The sequence below is a fragment of the Pollutibacter soli genome, assembly GCA_029269725.1.
Classification (GTDB): Bacteria; Bacteroidota; Bacteroidia; order Chitinophagales; family Chitinophagaceae; genus Pollutibacter; species Pollutibacter soli.
This window is the reverse complement of the sequence record JARJHS010000002.1, coordinates 636991-659487: the sequence shown is the minus strand read 5'-3', so window position 1 is coordinate 659487 and position 22497 is coordinate 636991. Positions and strand designations below refer to the sequence as shown.

20 protein-coding genes are annotated in these 22497 nt (G+C 40.8%); 2 read left to right on the top strand and 18 right to left on the bottom strand.

Features of this window, described 5'->3' with window-relative positions; all coding sequences use genetic code 11:
* Positions 1-4: 4 nt before the first annotated feature.
* On the bottom strand, positions 5-505 hold the full coding sequence (locus P2W82_RS07335) for an RNA polymerase sigma factor (protein WP_336515206.1): 501 nt from the start codon (positions 503-505) through the stop codon (positions 5-7).
* Between the two features lie 316 nt (positions 506-821).
* On the opposite strand from P2W82_RS07335, the gene P2W82_RS07330 reads away from it, so the two are divergent.
* Together P2W82_RS07330 and P2W82_RS07325 are read left to right on the top strand one after the other, a co-directional pair.
* On the top strand, positions 822-1472 hold the full coding sequence (locus P2W82_RS07330) for an acyltransferase (protein WP_336515205.1): 651 nt from the start codon (positions 822-824) through the stop codon (positions 1470-1472).
* Positions 1473-2312 (top strand): FkbM family methyltransferase, encoded by an 840-nt coding sequence (locus tag P2W82_RS07325; protein ID WP_336515204.1) that lies wholly within the window; start codon positions 1473-1475, stop codon positions 2310-2312.
* A 17-nt stretch (positions 2313-2329) separates the two neighbouring features.
* On the opposite strand, the gene P2W82_RS07320 is transcribed toward P2W82_RS07325, so the two are convergent.
* The 17 genes from P2W82_RS07320 to P2W82_RS07240 form a co-directional block, all read right to left on the bottom strand.
* The gene (locus P2W82_RS07320) at positions 2330-3214 is read right to left on the bottom strand and encodes a MerR family transcriptional regulator (protein WP_336515203.1); all 885 of its coding nucleotides are present in this window, start codon (positions 3212-3214) and stop codon (positions 2330-2332) included.
* A 74-nt stretch (positions 3215-3288) separates the two neighbouring features.
* The gene (locus P2W82_RS07315) at positions 3289-4029 is read right to left on the bottom strand and encodes a tyrosine-protein phosphatase (protein WP_336515202.1); all 741 of its coding nucleotides are present in this window, start codon (positions 4027-4029) and stop codon (positions 3289-3291) included.
* Between the two features lie 221 nt (positions 4030-4250).
* A complete protein-coding gene (locus P2W82_RS07310; protein ID WP_336515201.1) occupies positions 4251-5198 on the bottom strand; it encodes a GDP-L-fucose synthase family protein in 948 nt (315 codons plus the stop codon).
* A 74-nt stretch (positions 5199-5272) separates the two neighbouring features.
* A complete protein-coding gene (locus P2W82_RS07305) occupies positions 5273-6253 on the bottom strand; it encodes an NAD-dependent epimerase/dehydratase family protein (protein WP_336515200.1) in 981 nt (326 codons plus the stop codon).
* A gap of 56 nt (positions 6254-6309) precedes the next feature.
* Positions 6310-7056 (bottom strand): glycosyltransferase family 2 protein, encoded by a 747-nt coding sequence (locus tag P2W82_RS07300; protein ID WP_336515199.1) that lies wholly within the window; start codon positions 7054-7056, stop codon positions 6310-6312.
* Positions 7057-7120: 64 nt separating this feature from the next.
* Positions 7121-9475, bottom strand: coding sequence for a right-handed parallel beta-helix repeat-containing protein (locus tag P2W82_RS07295; protein WP_336515198.1), 2355 nt, complete (start codon positions 9473-9475; stop codon positions 7121-7123).
* Between the two features lie 89 nt (positions 9476-9564).
* Entirely contained in the window at positions 9565-10299 is a 735-nt protein-coding gene (locus P2W82_RS07290) for a holo-ACP synthase (RefSeq protein WP_336515197.1), read from the bottom strand.
* A 2-nt stretch (positions 10300-10301) separates the two neighbouring features.
* A complete protein-coding gene (locus tag P2W82_RS07285; RefSeq protein ID WP_336515196.1) occupies positions 10302-11615 on the bottom strand; it encodes a 2-oxo acid dehydrogenase subunit E2 in 1314 nt (437 codons plus the stop codon).
* 4 nt (positions 11616-11619) lie between these two features.
* Complete coding sequence (locus tag P2W82_RS07280; RefSeq protein WP_336515195.1) at positions 11620-13572, bottom strand: dehydrogenase E1 component subunit alpha/beta; 1953 nt, start codon at positions 13570-13572, stop codon at positions 11620-11622.
* A 395-nt stretch (positions 13573-13967) separates the two neighbouring features.
* Entirely contained in the window at positions 13968-14516 is a 549-nt protein-coding gene (locus P2W82_RS07275; RefSeq protein WP_336515194.1) for a WcaF family extracellular polysaccharide biosynthesis acetyltransferase, read from the bottom strand.
* On the bottom strand, positions 14513-15670 hold the full coding sequence (locus P2W82_RS07270; protein ID WP_336515193.1) for a glycosyltransferase: 1158 nt from the start codon (positions 15668-15670) through the stop codon (positions 14513-14515). Before P2W82_RS07270 ends, P2W82_RS07275 begins: the two co-directional genes overlap by 4 nt.
* On the bottom strand, positions 15667-16674 hold the full coding sequence (locus P2W82_RS07265; RefSeq protein WP_336515192.1) for a glycosyltransferase family 4 protein: 1008 nt from the start codon (positions 16672-16674) through the stop codon (positions 15667-15669). The genes P2W82_RS07270 and P2W82_RS07265 overlap by 4 nt, the downstream gene beginning before the upstream one ends.
* Before the next feature lie 12 nt (positions 16675-16686).
* Positions 16687-17508, bottom strand: a complete 822-nt coding sequence (locus P2W82_RS07260; RefSeq protein WP_336515191.1) for an FkbM family methyltransferase — start codon at positions 17506-17508, stop codon at positions 16687-16689.
* 36 nt (positions 17509-17544) lie between these two features.
* Positions 17545-18873: a hypothetical protein gene (locus tag P2W82_RS07255; protein ID WP_336515190.1), complete on the bottom strand. Its 1329-nt coding sequence runs from the start codon at positions 18871-18873 to the stop codon at positions 17545-17547.
* Between the two features lie 115 nt (positions 18874-18988).
* Entirely contained in the window at positions 18989-20137 is a 1149-nt protein-coding gene (locus P2W82_RS07250; RefSeq protein ID WP_336515189.1) for a glycosyltransferase family 4 protein, read from the bottom strand.
* Positions 20138-20153: 16 nt separating this feature from the next.
* Entirely contained in the window at positions 20154-21452 is a 1299-nt protein-coding gene (locus P2W82_RS07245) for a glycosyltransferase family protein (protein WP_336515188.1), read from the bottom strand.
* Positions 21449-22483: an acyltransferase family protein gene (locus P2W82_RS07240; protein ID WP_336515187.1), complete on the bottom strand. Its 1035-nt coding sequence runs from the start codon at positions 22481-22483 to the stop codon at positions 21449-21451. The genes P2W82_RS07245 and P2W82_RS07240 overlap by 4 nt, the downstream gene beginning before the upstream one ends.
* Between the last annotated feature and the right edge of the window lie 14 nt (positions 22484-22497).

Sequence of the window (22497 nt, the reverse complement as noted above, 5' to 3'; positions counted from 1 at the left end):
ATAATTAAAATTTACTGATCTGCGTTTTCAACAACCGCCGTGCAAAATGGATACGGCTTTTAATAGTTCCCAATGGTTCGTGCAGCACTTTCGCAATTTCATTGTACTTATAACCTTCAAAATAAAGCATAAAAGGCTGCTTGAAAATCTGGGGCAACTCGTATATAGCTGAATAAATCTCCTTAATCCGGAGGTTGGTTTCTGCCTCATTCTGAATCGCCGCCTGCTGGTAATTAATTAAAAATTCGTTCGGAGTACTATCAAAAATGGTATTCTGTTTAGCCTTTCTGCGGTAATTGTTGATGAAGATATTCCGCATGATTGTATATAACCAGGCCCGCACATTGGTTCCTACACTGTACTTTTCCTTGTTTGCCAGTGCCCGGTATAATGTTTCCTGCATAAGATCTTTCGCAGTTTCCTGGTCCTTGGTCAGGGTAATCGCAAATGGCTTTAAAAAATCCGCATTTTTAATCAGCATATGGTTGAACTCCAGGGTAGCCATATCAATTCTGTTTAATGATTCGTCAGTGTAATTTAAACAATATCTGTTTTCCGGCCAAAATTCTTTGTCTTTTTGAGAATTATTTTTCAAAATAAACCCAGGGTAAAGGCCGGACCTTCTGTGCTCTTTTCCTTGCAAATACCAGACCTGTGAAAATTTTAGTGTCTTTTGGTAAAAGAATACTGAAAACTCTGCTCCATACCGCCGTGAATTTCGAATATTTGCAACTTTATAAAAGCAAGTGATAACAAGATCATTTCAAAAGGCGTTATTGGCGGGACTTTCACTTATACGCATTTGAAATCAGTTCAATTCTATGTTGAAGAAGCTGGGCTATTTTTTAAGAAAACCTTTTTTTCTACCTGTTTACCTCTTCACCAAGTGGAACCCCCGGTTTCAGTTTTTATTTAATACCAGGGACTATATCGTCAAAGTGAATTTTGGATTCTGGTTCGTACAGAAGGTCCTGAATATTGGCGGCAACAAGCTCGCATACTGGCCGGTTCACTGGACCAGTACTGTTCACGACCCTGAGCACATCATTGTCGGGGTGGATTCATACCCTGGGTACAACGGTGGTGCCTATATCACCGGTATTGGTGGAATATACATCGGCAACTACTGTATTTTCGCGAAGAATATAGTAATGGTTACAGCTAATCATTCAAATTACGATTACCGCGAAAGGGTGATTGAGCCTATTCATATGGGTGATTATTGCTGGATGGGAGCAGGAAGCAAGATTATGCCGGGCGTGAGTGTGGGTGATCATACCATAATCGCCGCAGGCGCGGTAGTTACCAAATCCTTTCCTGAGGGTTACTGTATTCTTGCCGGCATCCCTGCACGAAAAATAAAAGAACTTGACCCGGCAAAATGCGTTAACTACGAACACACCAACAAATACCGTGGATATATAGCCGAAAAAGATTTCGACAGTTACAGGAAGAAACGATTAAAGAAATAGATGATGGGTACGCTACTGCTGAACATTTTCAGATTACTGCATAAAATTTTTAGAAAATCCGCCGGTACAGTTGACTACTATCGCGCATGGAATTATGCTTACAATATCAGTTTACCCGGCATCGGACACCAACAGGGGGTACATGTGGAGCACAATGGAGAAAATCTTGTTCTTAAAAACATTATCGAAGCCAATAAAAGTAGGCAGCAGGTAATTTTTGATATCGGAGCGAACAAAGGCGACTATACAAGACTGTCACTTCAGTTTGCAAATCAATACCAGGTGCCGGGTTTGCAATTGCATCTTTTCGAACCGTCTTCGGCAAATCACAGCTACATCAATAAGGTGATCACTGAAAATAACGTTCGAAATTATAGTGTCAAAGTAAACGCCCTGGGGCTTTCTGATAAACCGGGTACAATGACCCTTTATTCAGATCAGCAGGGTTCTGATCTTGGTTCATTGATCAATCTGAAAATTGCTGTAAGGGATTTTAAAGAGACGGCTTCAGAAACCGTACAGATTATTACGCTTGATCAATACGTTCAGGAAAACAAGATTGATACGATTGATCTTTTGAAGATGGATGTGGAAGGTTCTGAATTTAATATACTCAAAGGAGCGACAGAAGTATTAAAGTCCCGCAAAGTAAAAAATATGCAGATTGAATTCGGTACAGCAAATATTTCTTCACGGGTGTTTCTGTTTGATTTCTGGGAATTGTTGTCGAAAGATTATCATTTTAACAAAGTACTTAAAGATGGAATTGTAAGAGTTGACAAATATCACCCCAGGCTGGAGAATTTCATTACTTCCAATTATCTTCTGGTGTTAAAATAGATTTTCCGACTGGTAGTTTATTTCAACAATTGTGAAATATGGTCGGTCACTTCTGACAACGATTTTTTAAAAGTGATTTTATCCGGCAATCTTTTTTCATAGGTCGAAGCCAGCCGGCCTGAAATAATCATTGGGATTTCTCCGAATTTTTTCACCGCCTGCGTGATAAACCTGTCAAAGCTGAATCCATTTGATGCGGCTGTAATGTGCGTATACAGGAAGTCAGGGGTCTTCATTTTTACAACATACTCAATGTCGACCGCAGGAATATTAGCACCGAGGTAAATAACCCTGAACCCACGATTTTTTAAAAAATATTGCATGTACAGCAACCCCAGTTCATGGAACTCTCCTTCCGGTAAAAATAACAGTGCTGTTTTAGGCTGATGAATTACTGGTGAAAGGCTTTCTGTACCAACAAGTATTTTCTGCCTTACGATATTGGAAACCAGATGTTCCTGTGCAGGATTTATATGTCCGGCAAGCCATAACACACCGATCCGTTCCATAAATGGGAAAATGATCTGGTGTATTGTTTTCTCAATCCCTTTTACTTCGATATGTTTATTCAGCGTTTCTTCGAAAAGGTCGAGATCAAGACTAATCATTGATTGAATCAGGTCATGTATAATTCTTTCCTGCAAGGCCTGCAGCTGGCTTAACTGAAGAATTTTGTTATTGATTTCTTCATCATCCATCTTATCAATATGAGAAATCTTATAACCAAACTTATTCAGCAGCGATATATTGAGGATCTTTTTTAGCTCTTCATTGTTATAGTACCGGATATTGGTATCAGTCCTTTCGGGTTTCAGGAAATGATATCGCTGTTCCCAGATCCTGATGGTGTGAGCTTTTATACCTGTGAGATTTTCAAGGTCCTTTATAGTGAAGGCGTTCATGCGATGATAACAGACCAGTTCATTTTTTGTTTAAGAATATTTACTAATAAATCCACAGGGCTTTAACAGGAAGATTACCACAGGTTGGAATTCATCAACCCCTGCTCATCCAGAAGGGAAGAAAGCGCAGCGGTAGCATGCAATTCTCTGAGGTGATAGAGATGCTTTTCGTGGTGAAGGTCTGTACCTAAAAGATCGATCATCTTTTTCTGCACAAGCCATTCGGCGGCCTGCTTTACTCCAGAGCCATAATAACCCGAGAAGGATAACAGGTTGGATTGAAATAAACATCCCGCAGCCTTTATTTCAGCATATTCTTTAGTATGCTGATGATAAAAAGCATAACGCTCAGGATGGGCAAAGACCGGCTGATAGCCGTTCATCTGTAATTGGAACAGTAATTCTTTCAGATGAAGAGGAGGACTGGCAAATGAGATCTCTACCAGCACCATATTGTCTTTTAAGGTTTGAAGCTTTTCTTTTCTTTCAAGCAGGGAATCCACATTTCCATCCAACAGGTATTCAGCGGCAGGTCTTACATAGTTGGACAAGGCAGGAAATTCCGATCTCGATTTCCAGAGATTAAATGCTTCATTGATTGTGCCGGGATTGTTAGGATAAAGATCTTCCATAACATGCGGGGTCGTTATGAAATTGGAATATCCAAGATCAAGTAATCCTTTAAGAAGAAGTTCTGAAGTTTCAATACCGGGCGACCCATCATCAATTCCAGGGATGAGATGAGAATGCATATCCGTCACCAAACGGTGAAAAGGGAAAGGTTGCTGCTTTTTCCTGGAAAAAAATGAAAGCATAGAATTTTACAGATCGGTATCTCAGCCAAAGAAAGGTAAAATGATTTTACCAGTCAAGACATAATTTTTATTGATTGTGGTCAAACTGGTATTAACCTGATCCAGATGAGAATGTTGAATTTCCCCCTTCCGGACTACTTCAAAATTAATAACACTGATGACATTTCCGTCCATTAAATTTTTCTTATACTATACGAAGACATGTGACAGCGCTGTCGATATTATTTACCGATGCTGGTGATTTTTGATTTTTCGCGGAAGCTCTTTATCGTTGCAGCTATACCCTCTTCCAAAGAAATTTTATGATGCCAGCCAAGTGAGTGCAGTTTTGAAAGATCAAGTTGTTTCCTTGGCGTACCATCAGGTTTAGTCAGATCATGCTCAATCTCTCCCTGGTAGCCGGTTATCTTCTTTACCAGCCTGGCAATTTCGCGGATCTCCAGGTCTTTACCTGTACCTATATTTACAAAGCCTGGTTCATTATAGTTTCTCATCAGGAAAAAACAGGCATCGGCAAGGTCATCTGCATGCATAAACTCACGCAGAGGCGTACCCGTACCCCAGAGTGTTACGCTGGGAAGCTGCTGATCGACTGCCTCGCAGAATTTCCTTATCAGTGCAGGCAAAACATGTGATTGTTCCGGATCAAAATTATCATCCGGCCCATACAGATTGGTTGGCATCACGGATATGAAATTACAACCATATTGTGCCCGGTAAGCATCGCACATTTTTATGCCCGCAATTTTTGCTATAGCATATGGTTCATTGGTATGTTCAAGTTCACCGGTAAGGAGGTACGACTCCTTGAGTGGTTGCGGCGCGTGTTTCGGATAAATACAGGATGATCCGAGAAACAGAAGTTTTTTAACTCCTGATTTCCAGGCAGCGTGAATTACGTTTGTCTGGATCATCAGGTTGTCGTAGATAAAATCGGCCCGGTAAGTACTGTTGGCCAGTATCCCTCCCACTTTTGCCGCCGCATGAAAAACATAACTGGGTTTCTCTTCTTCGAAAAAAAGATTCACCTCCTGCTGATTTCTCAGATCAAGTTCAGCAGAAGTTCTTAATAAAAGATTGTTATATCCTTCCGACTGCAACTTTCTTACAAGCGCAGAACCAACCAGGCCACGATGGCCGGTGATCATTATTTTATCTGACAGATTCATTTAATAAAAGAATGGAGAAATAACGGCTTTGATTAACCGCATTTCTCCATCGATATAATTTTCAGTTGTTGCTATCAGACTGTAGCCAGTTTGCGGGCTTCAACCTGTGAACTTATCCATTTGTAAGTTGCTTCCATACCCTTGCGAAGCGGTTGTGTCGGGGCCCAACCTAATTTCTGCTGGATAAGATGGTTGTCGGAGTTACGACCGCGTACACCTGTGGGGCCTTTAATATTTTTAATACTCAGGTTTTTACCTGAAATATCAATGGCCATTTTTGCGAAATCATTAATAGAAATCATTTCTTCAGAACCGATATTCACCGGACCGGTAAAATCCGATTCCATCAGGCGGCGTACCGCTTCCAGGCACTCGTCGATATAGAGGAACGAACGTGTTTGTTTACCATCTCCCCAAACTTCAATAATGCCTCCTTCTTCAGCCTCAGCAACCTTACGGCACATGGCAGCAGGTGCTTTTTCCTTACCGCCGGTCCAGGTTCCCTGGGGGCCGAAAATATTATGGAAACGACCTACACGCACCTGGATTCCGTAGTTACGGAAATAAGAAAGGTACAGGCGTTCGCTGAACAGTTTTTCCCATCCATATTCGCTATCCGGATTAGCAGGATATGCAGACTCCTCAGAACATTTTGGATTGTCCGGATCCAGCTGGTTGTGCTCAGGGTACATACAGGCAGAAGAAGAATAGAATATCTTTTTTACACCTGAATCCTTTGCTGCATGCAGGACGTTAGCATTACACAAGACTGAATTATGCATAACATCGGCATCGTGATCCCCGGTAAAAATATAACCTGCGCCACCCATGTCGGCAGCCAGCTGATAAACTTCGTCAAAACCACCTTCGAGTGCCTTTTCCGCTGCGACATGATCCCTCAGGTCAGCAACGATAAAATCATCAGCATGTGTATTACCATACTCGTTCCTCTTCAGGTCAACTCCTCTTACCCAGTAACCTTCTTTTCGTAATCTGTTAACCAGATGACCACCGATAAAGCCACCTGCACCACATACTAAAGCTCTTTTTGCCATAAAATGATTAGTCGTTTAAAGTATTTAGAAAAGGATGAACCCAAACCTTATCCGGATCATCTATTTACATATTGTAGAATTTTGCGGAAAGGCTTCAGGAATAACGTAAAAAAGAATGGCTGTATTGCATTCATGCGCCATGCTTCCCTGTCTTCCCGGTTTGCTTTCAGGCGGTTGGAAAACGAAGCATTGCTCATCCCTCCTGTTCGCATCTTCACAATAACTTCCGGCAAATATGCCGGTTTTAATTTATGTTTTAGTAAAAACCTGAGCATTAATTCGTAATCAGCTGCACTACGAAGCTTGCAATTGAATTCTCCGAATTTTTCGTAAAAATGTCTGCGGATAAAAAAAGTGGGATGGGGCGGCATCCAACCGTAATAAAACTGGTTGGTGTTGTATTTGCCCGATCTCCAATAACGCACGACCTTATTTGTATTTTCCCGTTCCACATATTCGAGATCCGCATATACCGCATCTATCGACTCATCCTCAAATAATTCAGCCACTTTCCGCAGCACATCTGGATGAGCATAAAGATCGTCCGAGTTCAGAATACCTACAATATCTCCATTCGCCCGACGAATTCCCTTATTCATCGCATCGTAAATGCCACCGTCCTTCTCGCTGTCCACCCTCGCCACATGAGGAAAGCTCTTCACCAGCTCAATGGTGTTGTCTTTGGAGAGTCCATCAACGATAATGTGTTCCACTTCCACACCTTTCTGCATCGCGACGCTGGATAAGGTATCTTTTACTGTTTCTGCACTGTTATATGTAGGAGTAACGATAGATATCAACATGGAATTCTGGCCGGGTATGATTTCAGTTTGCAAAGCTATTTAAATACTTAAATGCCCGGAAGTTTTATGGGGTAAATTGAAGAGCAACAGTAAAGTTCTCCAAGAGCACTCTGCTCATATAAATCCTTGATGGCCCGGAAGATGCGTGATCAAAGTGACGCGGAACGGCCAATCTGTCCTGTTGGGTCATTTCTACAAAAAACGCAGTCTCATCTTTCACATTCGCCGACTTATTCTCTGAAGCCTTGATCGTCTTGCAATAAGGATCATCTTTATAAAAACATTGCGTGGTGATACCAGCAAATAAAGCCCTTCCATTAAAGTCAGGTCCAAGCGCGGAATTAATGTCTTTTTGGTAATAGATGTGAGCGTTCCAATATAGAAATTCCAGCTTTGGATTCTTTGGTTCAACCTTTATGCCGCCTTGCACATACATATTCATCAGACTGATTTTTCCCCGGAACTGATCTATGTCTACAATCGGCAGACTGTCAATTTTATGAGGGGCGATTTTAGCACCGTCGATAGTTAAATCTCCATCACCTTTTAAATATAGTGGTTTTGGGTTTTTGCCTTCCCACCAGCAATCTTTTGCTACAAACTGCGCATTGTGCCTTAGTTCCAGCTTGCTGAACTGCCCTCCAAAACAATTCATCTGTAATGACCCGTCCCCTTCTGCCTGTTTTTTTCCACCGATGATTACAGTGCCATCGGTCATGTAGGAATCATTCTTCTCGAAATAAGTATGATTGAACCTGTTGATGAAAACGGTCGTATCTGAGACCGAATACAACTGATCCATTTTTACAAAAGATCCTGGTTCATCGATAGCATCGAATTCAATCCCATTTCTTTTAGGCCCACCAGGTGCGCCAATCTGAATATCCCTGATGGTTATATAAGAAGGACCTTTAATCTTAAACAAACAATTTCCCTTAAATACGTCGGGTTTTGCGAAGCGGATAGTGGAAGAATAACGCATGCCGTCACCGATAATCTGTACATCCGATCCTGCGGGAATGACAACAGGCTGGTTGAATACATAAGTTCCAAATGGAAAATGAACAACAGGTCTGCTACCTTTAAGTTTTGCCGCCTGGTCTATCACTGCCTGTACCGCTCGATCATCATCACCTGGCTTCAACTCAAATATTTTTCTTTCAACAAAAACCGGGCACGATGGCATTTTTTTCAGGAAAGGTTTTGATTCAATAGTTCTCGCCTCTCTGAACACTACATCATCCTTTCTGAATATTTTCTGATTCTTGTTTGCAATCCTTATCGATGAATCCTGGCGATCAAATTTATTTCCGATGGAAAGAATCTGGTACGATGTATTGGGCCAGCTTTTCTGTTGAACTGCCGGCGCAAATTTTGACTTCTTTGTATTTGAAATCGTGTTGTCAAATAATGTTATTCTTCCGACATGGCTGTATTGTATGGCAGTATAGTTTGTGTTGATAATAGTGTTGCCCTGGAAAGTTCTTTTGAATGGATTACTACTCGCTCCGGAATCAACTGAAAATGCATTGGAATTTTCTGAATAGCAAAATCTGGCTGACGTATAATACCCCTGATTATTCACAATATCACAATAGCCCGATTCTGAAAAATAACTTCTGTATAAATGATAATTGCCCTGGAGTGAATTTACTCCTGAATAACACTGAAAAAATTTTGAATCCCAGATCCAGTACTCGAGGGCATTGTATCCCGTGATACGTACTCCCGCAAATGTGCATTGATTGAAAGTACATCTGCGTATCGTTACTTCGGAATCATTGTTTGCCGTACCGGAAGATGGCCCTCCTCTTGTTGTGCCGCCTCCGATTCCAATCTTTGGGTTCCCGACAAAATGAAGATCAGAAAGTTCCATGTAAACGCTGGCAAAACTTCTTGTTGCTGGTTTGTCTTTATCAGCACGAATATTCCATTTGTCTTTCCAATGCAGACCAATGCACTCAATCCCGGCAATACGATTCGCATTCCACGTGATCCTGCTGATTTTGAAATAAGCCGAACCATTCGACCAGAACATCGTATCATTTTCTTCCCCGGCCCAGGTAATCGTCGTTTGCTCCGGATCTTCTCCGATAATTTGCACACCAATTTTTCCGCGCATTACTAAAGTCTTACTGATCTTGTAATTTCCTTTCGGAAGATATAGAACAGTATATGCATTTTCCTTTGCGTTAAACGCGAGGTTGTTTACAGTGAGACTATCAATGGCAGTTTGTAATTCCTGGTAATCATCATGCTTACCGTCACCTTTTGCATGAAACCTTGTTTTCACATTCGCCCAACTCGCAAACGGTCCGTTAAACTCTTCTACTTCCTGGGCAATAGATTGTTGCCCAATACTTACCAAAAAAATAATGCGGAGGAATATTAATAACCTTGTTGAGAAAGTTCCTTTCATATAATGTTTGAACAAAAAATCTACAGAAAGTTTAAAGTTCTCTCAAAACCAGAATTATGCCATCTTGTAAAACTGTCTATAAAATAAAACTACCTGGAGAATACAGCCCAGATAGCGATCAGTGAAAGAATGATTGCAATAAATGCCAGGATACTACCAGCGTTGTTTCTCTGCACCTGGGCTGGAGCGGGAGATTGAACAATTGACGGAGCTGCATTTGGAGTTTCAGCTTTTGTAACCGGCTGTGCCACCGCAACGGCATAATTATCAGTATGTGAAATAGAAATATGTAAATCATTGAAAACAGGCTTACCTGATTCAAGGTGATGAATAGCAATTGAAGAAAAAGGAAGGCTTTTAAAAGAATTATTCACTTTGATTATTGCTTCCTTGGCTGCAAAAATTCCAGCGAATGAACTGTACGGATTGGGTTGAAGGATGCAGTAAGAAATTTCACCCGGCGAAAAATTCATCTCGTAAAATGGACTAGTTCTGAAATCAGAAACTACAGGTAATGCTGATATCTCTTCAATATCAATTCCAATTCCTTCAGCTTTATCTCCGGAAACAGGGTGAACTGCATTTACAGAATTATTTTTACTGATGCCAATGCCACTGTTTCCTGATTTAGACAGCAGATCACCAAAGGTTTTTACTTCCCAATAATCGTTAACAATAATATTTTCTTCCTTCAACCTGGCATACATCCGATGCAGTAAAATAGAATTTTTTACCACCGATCTGTCAATAGGAGTTGCACTATCAATCTGATCAGCCGGAATTTTTATAAACCCTGAAACAAGTTCTTTCAGCTTTTGTGCCATAATTAAAATCCTTTAAAACAACTCTGACAAATGTAGGCTTCTTCACCCGATGGAGTAAGAACTTTGGCAAAACCCGTGTCACTCAGGTCTTCTGATAACCTTTTTGCACATTTGAAACAGGTGATGGTAGACGTTAGTGTTTTACCGCCATTTCCCCGGTATGATTCCAACCTGTTTTTCAGATCCTTTAAAAATTGAGCCACGAGTTTTCCTTCCGTCACACGATGATCAAAACTCATACTAAGATAGAGTCGCTGAAGTTTCTGATCTATTGAAGACACACCTAGTATGGCACTATTCTGCATATTTACCAGCGGTCTGAAAAAACTCACATCCTCGCCTGAAAGATCTGTAATCGTAAAACTTATTTCAGTGAGTTCTTCAACAGCCAGTTTATCATCCAGGTATTTAGTAGATAAATCAACGATCTCATTTTCGATTATGCTTAATTGTTTCGTGTCGGCGTTCCTGACATTCAGAACTTTGAGTCCTTTGTCAATATCAATGGCGAAGCCGATGTTTACATCATTGTATAATATGATGCTGTCACCGGAAAAATATCCATTGAGCAAAGGATAGATTTTCAGCAATCTCGAAGTTTCATAAACAATAACCGGCAGTAAAGAGTTCTTTAGTACAGCCAGCGCATTGTTGATATGGATGAATATTCCATCTGTTTCAACATGCGTATTGATGGTACTCGTTAATCCTGTTGATTGAACTTTCCCCAGATATTCTATTTCTCTTTTCTTGGAACCTGTCAGTTTTACTTTTGTTGAATTTGCCGGCACGGGTAATTCCTGCTCTTTCGCAGAAACCTGTTTTGCCGCGGCCGTTTTTGGTGCTGCAGGTGTTTTCCTGATACCAAGTAATGATTCGACGTCTGTAAGATTGACAAAGTCCCGGCCAGCAAAAGCTTCTGTATTTAACTTACTTTCCTCCATGAGCTTTTTAGCTCCGTTAGAAAAAATGGTTATTCCTGTCCATGCAGCAGCGATTGTCTGGCCATTCTGATGATGAACTGCAGGTGGTTGCAATTCGGCTGGAGGAATAGTCGCAGTATCAGCTTCTTCTTTACCGCTGAATATTCTGGCAACAATATCATTTACCTCATAATCCGATCCCACTTCGCACAGGTAGTTAATGAAGCCATCGACCTCTGCTTCCACATTGTATGTTGTTTTGGAGGTTTCGAAAACCATCACCGTCGTCCCTTTCTGTACATGATCGCCATTCGCATGACTGATTTCAACAACGGTCAGACTTGTATCATTAACAGCGATCAGCGGAACTTTTATTTCCTGCAACAGACCCATACTCTTAATTGAAATTTTCTGCGATTTCCCTGATAATCCTGTTTTTATCGGGGAGAACAATATTCTCCAATGATTTCACCGATGGAATCGGCACAGGCAGGCTCGCAATTCTTTTTGCTTTTATATAATGATCAGACGATTCCATAATACTCGCGATCAGTTCACTTCCAATACCTCCGACCGGGCTTCCTTCTTCAATTACCACCAGGCTGCCTGTTCGTGACGCCGATTCTTTTATTACATCAATGGGGAGCTGAGAAATAAGGGTGGGAACAATCAATTCCGCTTTGTGATCAGTTTCAATAAATATCTGTTCCAGTATTCCTGCTACCATGTCCGCCATGCCGCCATAAGCGACAATGGTCAATGTAGGTTCAGATATCGCAGGACTAATCCTTACCACAGGGAAATCTGATTCACTTCTTTCGTACCGATAGTTCTTTAAAGCATTATGCAGGATCTTCTTGCCGTAGTCAACCTTATTCTCAATTACCACTACCGGATGCTCTTCACGATAAATCGACTTGTATACAATACCCGGATCGATAAATGTATTAAGTGCAACTGTTTTTACATTATCGATGCCGATCAGGAATTTATCGAGTGTTTGTGAGTGAGTAGGACCATATCCCCTGTTACCTCCCATCGGAGTACGTACCACTACGGGGCATTTGATCTTTTTATTGAACATGTGGTGAAACTTACTTGCATGATTCACAATCTGATCAAATGCAAGCGTAATAAAATCACCAAACATGATCTCCGCAATTGGCTTCAAACCATTCAGCGCAAGCCCATTTGCGATACCGGTAATTGCTGCTTCAGAAATAGGAGTTGAAAAAACACGATCGGGTTTCAGAAAAGAAAGATCTCTTGCAACTTTGAAAGCACCACCATACGGAGAAAGTATATCCTCTCCCAGGAAAACCATGCGATCATCGTTAACGATTTGCTCTTTGAAGAATTGATTCAATAACTCCACCTGGCGTTTCGCAATTGGTTCGATTTGTTGCCAGCGATCGTTCTTTACTTCATCCTGAACTTCAAAATAATCCTGTATCGGCAATTCTTCTTCCGCCAGGATCTCCGTCACTAAACCATCGATTTCTTCGGTTATGGTACCGTGATAGTTATTATAATAGGAAAGCGAATCGCGTTTGAACTGATTGATATAATCGCGTTCAGTATATGCTTTTACTTCTTCAGTATCCCTGTCATCATCGCCCTTGGAGTGCGCATTCAAACGATATGTCTCCACCAGGAAAAATCCGGGCTTCACTCCTTCCCTGACATAATCAATTGCTTCTGCAGCGGTTTTCATCAACTGGTCCGGGTTCCAGGTATCGCCTTTCCAGGTCTTGATACCAAAGGCCTCAGGTCGGGATAAGATATCTCCCGCGAGATTGGTTTTCTGAGCAGTCGATTGAGCATAAAAATTATTCTCACAAACGATGAGGAGCGGAATTTCCCATTTCGAGATGATGTTCATGGTCTCGTACAATGCACCTTCGCCAAGTGTGCCATCTCCGATAAAGACAACTCCAACCGCATTGGCCTTTTTCAATTTATTCGCCAACGCATATCCTGCAGCCACCGGAACAATACCTCCCTGGATCCCATTCGAGTAAAAATTATTATGACAGAGGTGCTGACTGCTTCCAATGCCACCGCAAGTACCTGACTTTTTACCAAGAAGTTCCGCCAGCAGTCCACGTACATCACCGGTAAAAGCGATGTAATGGCCATGGCATCTATGATTGGAAAAGATAAAATCCCTCTTTTTCAGCTGCCCCGCGAATGCGATCGCTGAAAATTCCTGTCCGACGCAGGTATGAACGGTGCCATTAAGTTTGCCCTCTGAAAAAAGCTGCAGAAATTTCTCTTCGACTGTTCTAATCCTCAGTGCAGTCTTCAACAATTTATGATTCACATCATTAAAATTCAGCGTATTATTCATGATGACTTATCTGACCTTTTCTTTATTACCGATAATAATGATTCGAAAAAACGGTACAACAAACCTCGCAATAATGATGGTAATCCCGACAGTTGGTATCCCGCGCAAAGGTACAGGGTTAGTCTTTTAATACCGAAACCGGCCATTCTGGGACGAACTAACCTTTATTAAGGAGTATTCAGTCGCATCAGAATCAGCCAGGATTTAAAGAATTTTGCCTTCTTATTGCTTATGACTGAAACGTTTAGAATCGTCAGTCCGTATAAAAAGAGCTCTATATTTTTGAAAATCAGGCTGTTTGTAAAACGAATCGGTAGCGCCTGGTAAGTATTGACTGTGTTGGGAGAGATATAGCAATGAACTAAGTATTGCCAGGAATTTTTACCCGGGGTGGACTACTCAATCACACGCTCGATCACTGGTACGGAAGGATTTCCTTTGTAAATCGTATATGGTTTAAGATCGGATTCAGCTACAGAGTTTATTCCAAGAATGCTATGGGTTCCGCAGGTTACATTTCCAAATACCACCGCTTTTGAACCTATCCATACGCCATCTTCAAGGACGATTGGAAAACTCAGATAATCAAAACTTGTTTTGGTATGATCATGACTGCCGGTAAGCAAAAGCGCGCCTTGCGATAAGGTAACGTTATTACCGATCACAACTTCAGAAAGATTATCAATCCATACACCTTCGCCGATCCAGGAATGGTTACCAATTTTCAATTTCCATGGAAACTTAATGTTGACCGCAGGTTTCACAACTACTCCAACTCCCAGTTCAGCGCCAAAAATCTTCAGCAGCAACACTTTTGAAGAAGAAATAATATTTAATGGATTCCTGAAAAAAATAACATTCGTCAGGTACCAGAGAATTTGTTTAATCCGGGAGGCCCCGATTTCGATGGTAACTTTATAAGTGGAATTATCTACAGTCTTCATGAAAAAAGCATTTGATATGCTTCGATTCTTTTTTGGTCTTTTATAAAAGCGGAACCAAATTGCCATGCAGATTTTGCATGCTCATCGAAATCCTCCTGTTTCCATCTCACAGATTCCTCAAGGCTCCGCAAAAATGCTGATTTATCTGCCAGTGGCAAATCCCAACCGATTCTTTTCTCTGTTAATTTATGCCAGGGAGTCTGATCACTTATCAGAACCGGCCTTCCGCTAAGGAAAGCGTCAAATATAGAATGTCCAAAATTTTCTCCTTCAGTAGGAAGAATAAATAAATGATGCTGGCGGATCAGTCCGGTAAGCAGGTCATTACTTTTCGGACCAAGAACATTCACTTTTATATGCGGGCCAAACTGTTTTATTTTTTCCCTGCACAGTTCCCAATAACCTGCATCTTCCATCGGACCAACGATTGTCAGTTCAATATTTCCCTGAAGATCTTTCATCACCTCTAGCAGGTACAAAAGATTTTTTATTGGAACAATCCTCGAAATGAAAATGCATTTCAATTCACCAGGTAGTTTTTCCAACCCGATATATGCAGGTTGATTTGACTTTGGCAGATTGTCAGCAACAATTATTTTACTACCCGGAAAAAACTTTTCAATTGCGTTCTTTTCTCTGTCATTTGTCGCGTGAAAAGTGATTCTTTTCTGAATTTTAAGCGTTTGCAGTAGCCACAGAAACGGATATTTTTTCCAGGGTTTCACCGCGAGGGCACTATTATATAATGCACCGCGGGGACCAACCATCATCTTGGATTTTAATTTCCCTGAATATTTCAACCACATCGGGTAGATTACAAACTTGGGAGAGAACATGTGATTCAGGTACACAAAATCAGCATCCTCTTTAATAATATGATTACGGATCTCATCCAGAGTTAAACCGGACTTACGCATATAATAACACTGAATTTCCGGATCAAGATTGCGGATCCATTTTCCCGATTCAACATTCGGATACGGTGTTGTTTCGCCGTGATCGGTATCGGTTGTTAATACTTTTATTTCGTATTTGTCTTTTAAAGCAAAAGCAAGATTCAATGTTGATTGAATCGGACCTCCGGCTTTGTAACCCGGATAAAACCAGTCGACAATTATCAGCAACTTTTTTTTTGAAGTCATTTTCGTACTCACTCGCCTATACTTTCCAATATTTTTTTATAAATCTGTTGATAAGACTCAGCAATAACTTCCGGTCGAAAACGCTGAACGTTTCTAAATCCTTCTTCCACCAATTTTTCGCGTAAAGATTTATCATTGATTAATTGCTGAACGCCGTGCCGGATGGATTCGATATTCTCCGGATCAACGATCAGTGCGCCATTACCTGCATTTGACCGCATTGGTTCAAGGCTGCTGGTAATGACTGGAATTCCCGAAGCCTGCGCTTCTATAATCGGCAATCCAAATCCTTCATAAAGAGATGCGAAGAGGAGCAAATCACTTTGATGATAAGTTTCGATCAACTCCTCCTCAGAAATATTAAAACGGTTGGTAAAGTCAACCTGGTTTTTATTCAACAGATCTGTTTGCTTATCATTTAATTTCCCGATGATGTGAAGCGTACAATTGATACCCTTCAGTGCCTCTGCAACACGTTCAAGGTTTTTATTCGACTTTACACCAATCTGTAAAATCCGGGGTTTTACATGAGCCGGCCTGACCGAACGCGGAACAAATGCTGCATCAACCGGATCGGGAATGACAATGATTTTATCCGGTGAACAACCCGAGAATTTCAGAATCTCTTCTTTTGATTTCTCAGAGATTGTCGTGATATACTTTACCCTTTTCGCAGGAAGTTTTAACCAAAGCCATCGCAGAAGAATTCTTTTGAACCTGTCAGGATGATAAAGAAAAACACAGTCATGAATCGTTAAAACAGTTTTATCTCCCGGCAAAAACATAGCGGCATAATGTACATCGCCAGTGATATGATACAAATCCGCACGTTGTTTTGAAAAATATCTTCCATTATTGAAAATACTTTTCGGGTCAGCTGATTTTGACAGCGCCTGTTTTTCAAGTATATTAATCCCTTTCAGAAAAGGCTTGATACTGCTGAATACTTTTTCAATACTAAAAAAAGTATCGCTTCTTTTTCTCCCGATCCAGCAAACCGTTGGTTTCTCACTCATCAAACAAGCAACCTATTTCTTACTCGCAAACAACATATAAAAACCAGTTGTGAGAATGTCATGCTGCAACACTTTTTTCCCATCTTCTATTTTATAAATTTTATACCCGGCATCGCGAAGAATTTTCTGGGATCCACCTGGTTCGACACCTGCCAGTTTTTCATTTCTGTCACTTGATTCAAACAGAATGTCCGGAGCATCTGGTCCTTTCAACAATTCCAGTCCACCTTTGAACGCAAAGTATTCGTAGCCTTCAATATCGATTTTTATAAAGCCAACTTTTTGAATCTTGTTTTTCTGCAGGAACGTATCCAGTTTTATCGAATGCACAAGAATAACATCTTCGGAAGAATTGTGCAGTGATAATGAGCCCTGGCCAAAATGATCTTTCGGACTGAGGAATTTCAGTTCCTGGTCGTCTTCGTCAAACAGCGCATAATTATGTGGGGTTATCCTGTTGTCAAGACTGTTCACACTGATGTTTTTTACCAGATATCCCATTACCCATGGCGAAGCTTCAATCCCAACAACTTTAATATCTGGCCTTGCTTTGCATAGCGGGATTGAAATTGATCCAATGTTCATTCCAAGGTCAAGAAATAATGCGTCTGGTGGAACAGTATCACGCAAAAAGCGAAATGTATCTTCCTCATATATCCCGTTAATAAAAATACTGAATGCTACATTTTCACGAATATTTGGAAGGCTATATCGACAGCCCATCTTCCCGGTTATCTCGATATCTCTTGCTTCGTTGATTTTGTTTTTAAATAAGAGGCGACCTAATCTTCGCTTCCCTTTAAATTCCGGTAATGCTCTGAAAAATTTACTCATGTGTTGAAGGATGAAATTTGATTTTCGTCCAGAGGTCTAATTATTTGCCGCAATCGTGTTTCTCATGGGTAGCACTGGTTTTGATACACCAGTTTTTTGTTTACCAAACCATGAAGGCAAAAAGCGGTAAATAAGATATATAAAAAATGATGTTTTAAACAGAGAGTTAAGGATTTGTAAAGTATCGGTTTCAGCGGAATAGGTTACCTGGTAAAAAAGAACAGGTAACCAAAGAATCAGCAACGGTGTTTTTATTCCGAGTTTGAATACTTTTTTATAAATCCATCGAATAAATAAACCCAATAAAAACATATAAATAATTCCGCCGCCGACTCCGAAATTTCCATAGGCTTCACCCAAGGGACCAATATTTGTTGACCATCCTTCAATCTTCAAACCTGCATAATACTGCATGTTGAATTTCCCCCCGGCTTCCGGTTTATCTGCCCAGAATAACCTGGGTATGACCGATGCAAAGGCAACGCGCAATAACTGCCGGCCATTTTCATATTCCCGTTGAGAAGGAATTTTTTTCAACACGTTGGAGATATTCCACCCCTGGTTCATGCGGATAAATACAAAGAAAAAAGCATCCTTTTCGATCAATGCATCGCCGCGGGTAAACTGATCGTATAAAATGCCGGCAAAAAGTTCAGCTTTATTTCCGGAGTACTGCTTTTGCATTACGTAAGTACGATATATACTTTTTGCATTTTGCAACACCAGGATAAAAACAACTCCTGCAAGAAATATGGTTATTTTTTTAAAGAGGCTTGCTTTGGATCCGATAAGAAAGAAAGAATAAACTGTCGCTCCCATATAGGCGATAACCGTAAACATCGCAGAATTCAGCGCGCTTACAAGGAGCACACCCACAAACAATGGGATCAGGATAATTTTGAGCTTTCGATTATCGGAATGATACACATAAAGTATAGCCGCGAAAGAAGAAAAATAAAACAGGTCACCTACAAATCTCAAAGATGATGGAAGCAATCGGGAAACAAACAGCATGACAATTCCCGTACAAACAATGACGATCCCGGGTTTGGGATTACGGTTATTGATCTGACGTATCCGGGCAAACTGTTTCATAATCGCAGCGCCCATATCTGTTGTCTGTTCCGATTTGATCGGCAACGTCATCGCGAAAACAAAAAGCGATATTGCCGGTAGTGCATAACTGAAATAAGTATGTTCTGAAACCTGCATGTATTTAACCAGAACACGTGAGAGGTAATGGTTATAATTATAAACTTCATAACCCAGGATAGGCATCACCACGCAGGTGATTACGTACATTAATGCAATTGATTCAAGCAATACTATCCCTTTACCGAGCTTATAAAGAATGGCAAGGATCAATGTAATTAATAGTGCATACCCTATTCCCCCATATGCGTCTGTTATTATACTGAACAGGAAGCAGACGAAATAAAGAGTCGAGAAAATATATTGGCTGTACTGTCTGATAATTTTTCTATAATAGTGTTTCTATACTTTCAGCCAGTTTAGTATACGAATACTCCTGGATTTTCTCATACGATTTGCTGCCCATAACGTTGGTATCATTCATGAACAACAAGTTGCTCAGCTTTTTTTTCAAATCAATCATATCACCCGACCTAAAAATAAAACCGTTCTGCCCATCATCCACAAGGTCCACTGCGCAACCCACTTTGTCACTGACAAGTACTGCTTTTCTGCAGGCCATGGCTTCATTTACTGCCAGTCCCCAGGTTTCACCCGGTCCGGCAGACGGCAGACAGAATATATCGCACAGTTGATAAATCAGTGGCATCCGCAGTTGATTCTGAAACGGTAAAATATGGATGCAGGAATTTTTTTCGGCTGAATTCTTTATATCCGATTCAAGTTCTCCATTGCCGACAAAAACCAGGTGAGCTTGCTTTGGGTTCAACTCATTGAATGCTTTCAGTAGCAGTAAGGGATTTTTTTTAGGCTGAAATTTTCCGGCAAAAACAATCACTTTCTCATGTGCAGAAATACCCATTGACTTTTTTAATTCATCGGCTTCATCTTTGAAATTTGCGGCAGCTTCTGCAAACCGCTCGTTATCGACCGCATGCGGACCGAATTTTAATTGATTACTCTTCAATCCGGTGGCCACAAAATAAGCCCTGTTATTTTCACCGGTATAGAGCGCTTTGTCAATTCCGTTATAAACCCAACTCAAAAATTTCCTCCGCAAAAACGATTTCAATCCGGGCTCTTCGTCAATCAATGTTGAATCACCACGGAAAATGACGGTTGCTTGCTTCCGGAAATAGTGCATGGCTCTCAGATGGCTGTAGTAATTCCACCCGTATACCATTATTGCATCTGGTGTCCAGTATTGAATTTCCTTTTCTAACGTAGGATTTTTAACGCCCCAGAAATCTTTTTTATCACTTCCGCCATTAGATACATATTGCCATTCGTAACCTTCCATCAATGGTAAATCCCATTCGATACTTTTGCCAAAATCACGATCGAACTGCACTGCTTTTTTTTCAAGCGTATAGAAAACCTTAACCTTAATCCTGGCGCGTTGGGTTAATAACCGGAAAAGTGGCGCGTTGTATTGGATAGGATGCGAACTTATAATAGCCAGTCTTTTCAAATTCATTGAAGAAATAAAAATATCAGGAACGAAATTCGTTCAACACATTATCAAAATAATCCGACTGGCGCCTTGTCATAGTTTCAGCTGAATACTTATCGAATGCAGTGCGGTTATAAGTAAAATGATGGGTTCGGGTTTGGATTAATCGTTTCAGAGATTCAGTAATTTCGTCAACAAGGGCGGGCGAGTCTTCCGTACTGGCAAAACTGATCACTTCGCCAACGCCGGTCTCCTTCAAAATATCCACCACTGAACTCTGCTTATTGAATATCGCCAGCAATGGCTTTTCCGCAAGAATGTAGGGATAGATCTTAGAAGCGGTATAACCTGCATCTGTTGAACCCGGTACGAAAAGTACATCTGCTGTCCGCATGAGCTTAAGCGTTTCGAAAAATGGTATGCGGTCAGTAATTTCTGTCACATTCTGCAAACCCATTTCACGAGCTACAGGCTCGATTGTTTTTTTCCCTTTGCCTGGCAGGGCATAGCTGGTTCCGATAAACCAGCATTGTATCCTGGAAAATGTTGGATCGTTCCCCTGCGACAATTTCCTTATCGCTTCAAAAAAATGTTTCACAACAAAATTCATATCATGCCCCCCCCGACCTATGTATACCAGGTTGATTTTGTTTTTATCCAACTGGATACCCGGTTGTATAGCAGAGTTTTCCATCACAGAAAAATCCATTACCGAACCACCAAAAGGAATGACTTTGCATTCCCTGTATTTCAATTTTTTATATCTCTCTTTGAACGTCTTGCAATATGAAACCGATACGCTGATTACACCGTCCGCCCTGGGAATGGTATATGCTTCCAGCAATTTGTCGATCGTATAGGCGAACCAGAATTTTTTCGGACGCTGACTGGCAGGTTTGTCAAGGTAAAAATCATTACGCCATGGGTCCTGTATATCAACAATGAAAGGGATTTTAAACCTTCGTTGCCAATAAGGTCCAAGCGCCATCACATGAAAAGCGGTTGTCGAAAAATAAACAAGATCAAATTTTTTCTTCTTCAGTAGTTCATTACCTTTTTTTCGGAACTGAAAAAAAGAACGCATACCGACATTACCGAGACCAAACTTTCTCGTTTTATTTATTTCCCATGCATCGACATAATGTACGGGTATATCTTTGGGAATTGTTTCAACCAAAAGTTGATCTATGCTGTATGACTCTACAAACTCAGGTTTTACAGTGATCACTTCCGCATCCCATCCAAAATTCCGAAAGTAGGGAAGACTATGCCTGATACGGTGCATATCTGCTGCATTGATGGGCGGGAAATGTGGAGATATGATCAAAACCCTTTTCAATCCTTGTATTTAATTTTCTTGCCAAGCAACAACGATGGATATTCTACCAGGCGGTAAAAAACCCAGGAGGCGAAAATGGTAACAGCAAGTGCAACAAGAATCGATAACCACACTTTCCAGTCTTCGTTTGCATAACGTCCTGCATAGTTCAAAACCCTTCCACCTATCGGCACATGCATAAGATATAGAGAGAAAGAAATTTTTCCAAGAAACTCCGTAATTCCATTGTTGAATCTTACCCAAACGATGGCAAGTGCTGTTGCAAGGCCCGTCAAAGACATTACAACATGCTGGCCACGACTAAGACTAACAGCAACGGACAGTAGTAAAATCGATAGATATAATGGTCGACTTATTTTGTCAAGCTTATATGCAGCTGTTGAAATTCCCATCACAAACAAAGGCATATAGCTGAATACATACAGGGGAATAAAATAGCTGAGAGTTAACCCGATCAGAAAACCTCCGATAAGTGTATAAAGATTTTTCCAAAGAAAAGGTAAAAACAAACCGATCAGAATGTAATAGTGGAATTCTGCTTCCAACGACCAATACACTGGTTGCAGCCATTTATATCCCAGGTGCTCGGGTAAATATGCGATGTGTGACAACACCTGGCCTACGCTCACTTTAAATTCAGCGCCCTTGTATCCCGGTGCATTCACGGAAAGATAACTCAGAACTATTACCAGCAAAACTGAAATCAGGTAGGGAGGTTCAATACGTGCACATCGCTTCGCAAAAAATTTAAAAAACCTGTTAAGCGTGTACTTGCTTTTTACCAGCGAGTAAACGATGATAAATCCGGACAACACGAAGAAAGCCTCAACACCAACCCATCCCCAGGTAAATACTGATTTAAAATACTGCGATGACCCTGAAAAACTGATATTCGTTTTTGTAAAATGAAAAAGACAAACGGCAAGAGCCGCAAAACCACGGATGGTTTCCACGATCTCAATTTTTTGCCCTCCGGGATTTCCGGACTCAACCTTTTTCCCGGTCTTTGTCAATCTTGAAATAAAAATCAAATCTGGGTTATTAT

Excerpts from the sequence above, each read along its gene's own strand:
- P2W82_RS07335 (WP_336515206.1), bottom strand. The coding sequence starts at position 505 with ATGGCTACCCTGGAGTTCAACCATATGCTGATTAAAAATGCGGATTTT.
- P2W82_RS07330 (WP_336515205.1), top strand. The coding sequence starts at position 822 with ATGTTGAAGAAGCTGGGCTATTTTTTAAGAAAACCTTTTTTTCTACCT.
- P2W82_RS07325 (WP_336515204.1), top strand. The coding sequence starts at position 1,473 with ATGATGGGTACGCTACTGCTGAACATTTTCAGATTACTGCATAAAATT.
- P2W82_RS07320 (WP_336515203.1), bottom strand. The coding sequence starts at position 3,214 with ATGAACGCCTTCACTATAAAGGACCTTGAAAATCTCACAGGTATAAAA.
- P2W82_RS07315 (WP_336515202.1), bottom strand. The coding sequence starts at position 4,029 with ATGCTTTCATTTTTTTCCAGGAAAAAGCAGCAACCTTTCCCTTTTCAC.
- P2W82_RS07310 (WP_336515201.1), bottom strand. The coding sequence starts at position 5,198 with ATGAATCTGTCAGATAAAATAATGATCACCGGCCATCGTGGCCTGGTT.
- P2W82_RS07305 (WP_336515200.1), bottom strand. The coding sequence starts at position 6,253 with ATGGCAAAAAGAGCTTTAGTATGTGGTGCAGGTGGCTTTATCGGTGGT.
- P2W82_RS07300 (WP_336515199.1), bottom strand. The coding sequence starts at position 7,056 with ATGTTGATATCTATCGTTACTCCTACATATAACAGTGCAGAAACAGTA.
- P2W82_RS07295 (WP_336515198.1), bottom strand. The coding sequence starts at position 9,475 with ATGAAAGGAACTTTCTCAACAAGGTTATTAATATTCCTCCGCATTATT.
- P2W82_RS07290 (WP_336515197.1), bottom strand. The coding sequence starts at position 10,299 with ATGGCACAAAAGCTGAAAGAACTTGTTTCAGGGTTTATAAAAATTCCG.
- P2W82_RS07285 (WP_336515196.1), bottom strand. The coding sequence starts at position 11,615 with ATGGGTCTGTTGCAGGAAATAAAAGTTCCGCTGATCGCTGTTAATGAT.
- P2W82_RS07280 (WP_336515195.1), bottom strand. The coding sequence starts at position 13,572 with ATGAATAATACGCTGAATTTTAATGATGTGAATCATAAATTGTTGAAG.
- P2W82_RS07275 (WP_336515194.1), bottom strand. The coding sequence starts at position 14,516 with ATGAAGACTGTAGATAATTCCACTTATAAAGTTACCATCGAAATCGGG.
- P2W82_RS07265 (WP_336515192.1), bottom strand. The coding sequence starts at position 16,674 with ATGAGTGAGAAACCAACGGTTTGCTGGATCGGGAGAAAAAGAAGCGAT.
- P2W82_RS07260 (WP_336515191.1), bottom strand. The coding sequence starts at position 17,508 with ATGAGTAAATTTTTCAGAGCATTACCGGAATTTAAAGGGAAGCGAAGA.
- P2W82_RS07250 (WP_336515189.1), bottom strand. The coding sequence starts at position 20,137 with ATGAATTTGAAAAGACTGGCTATTATAAGTTCGCATCCTATCCAATAC.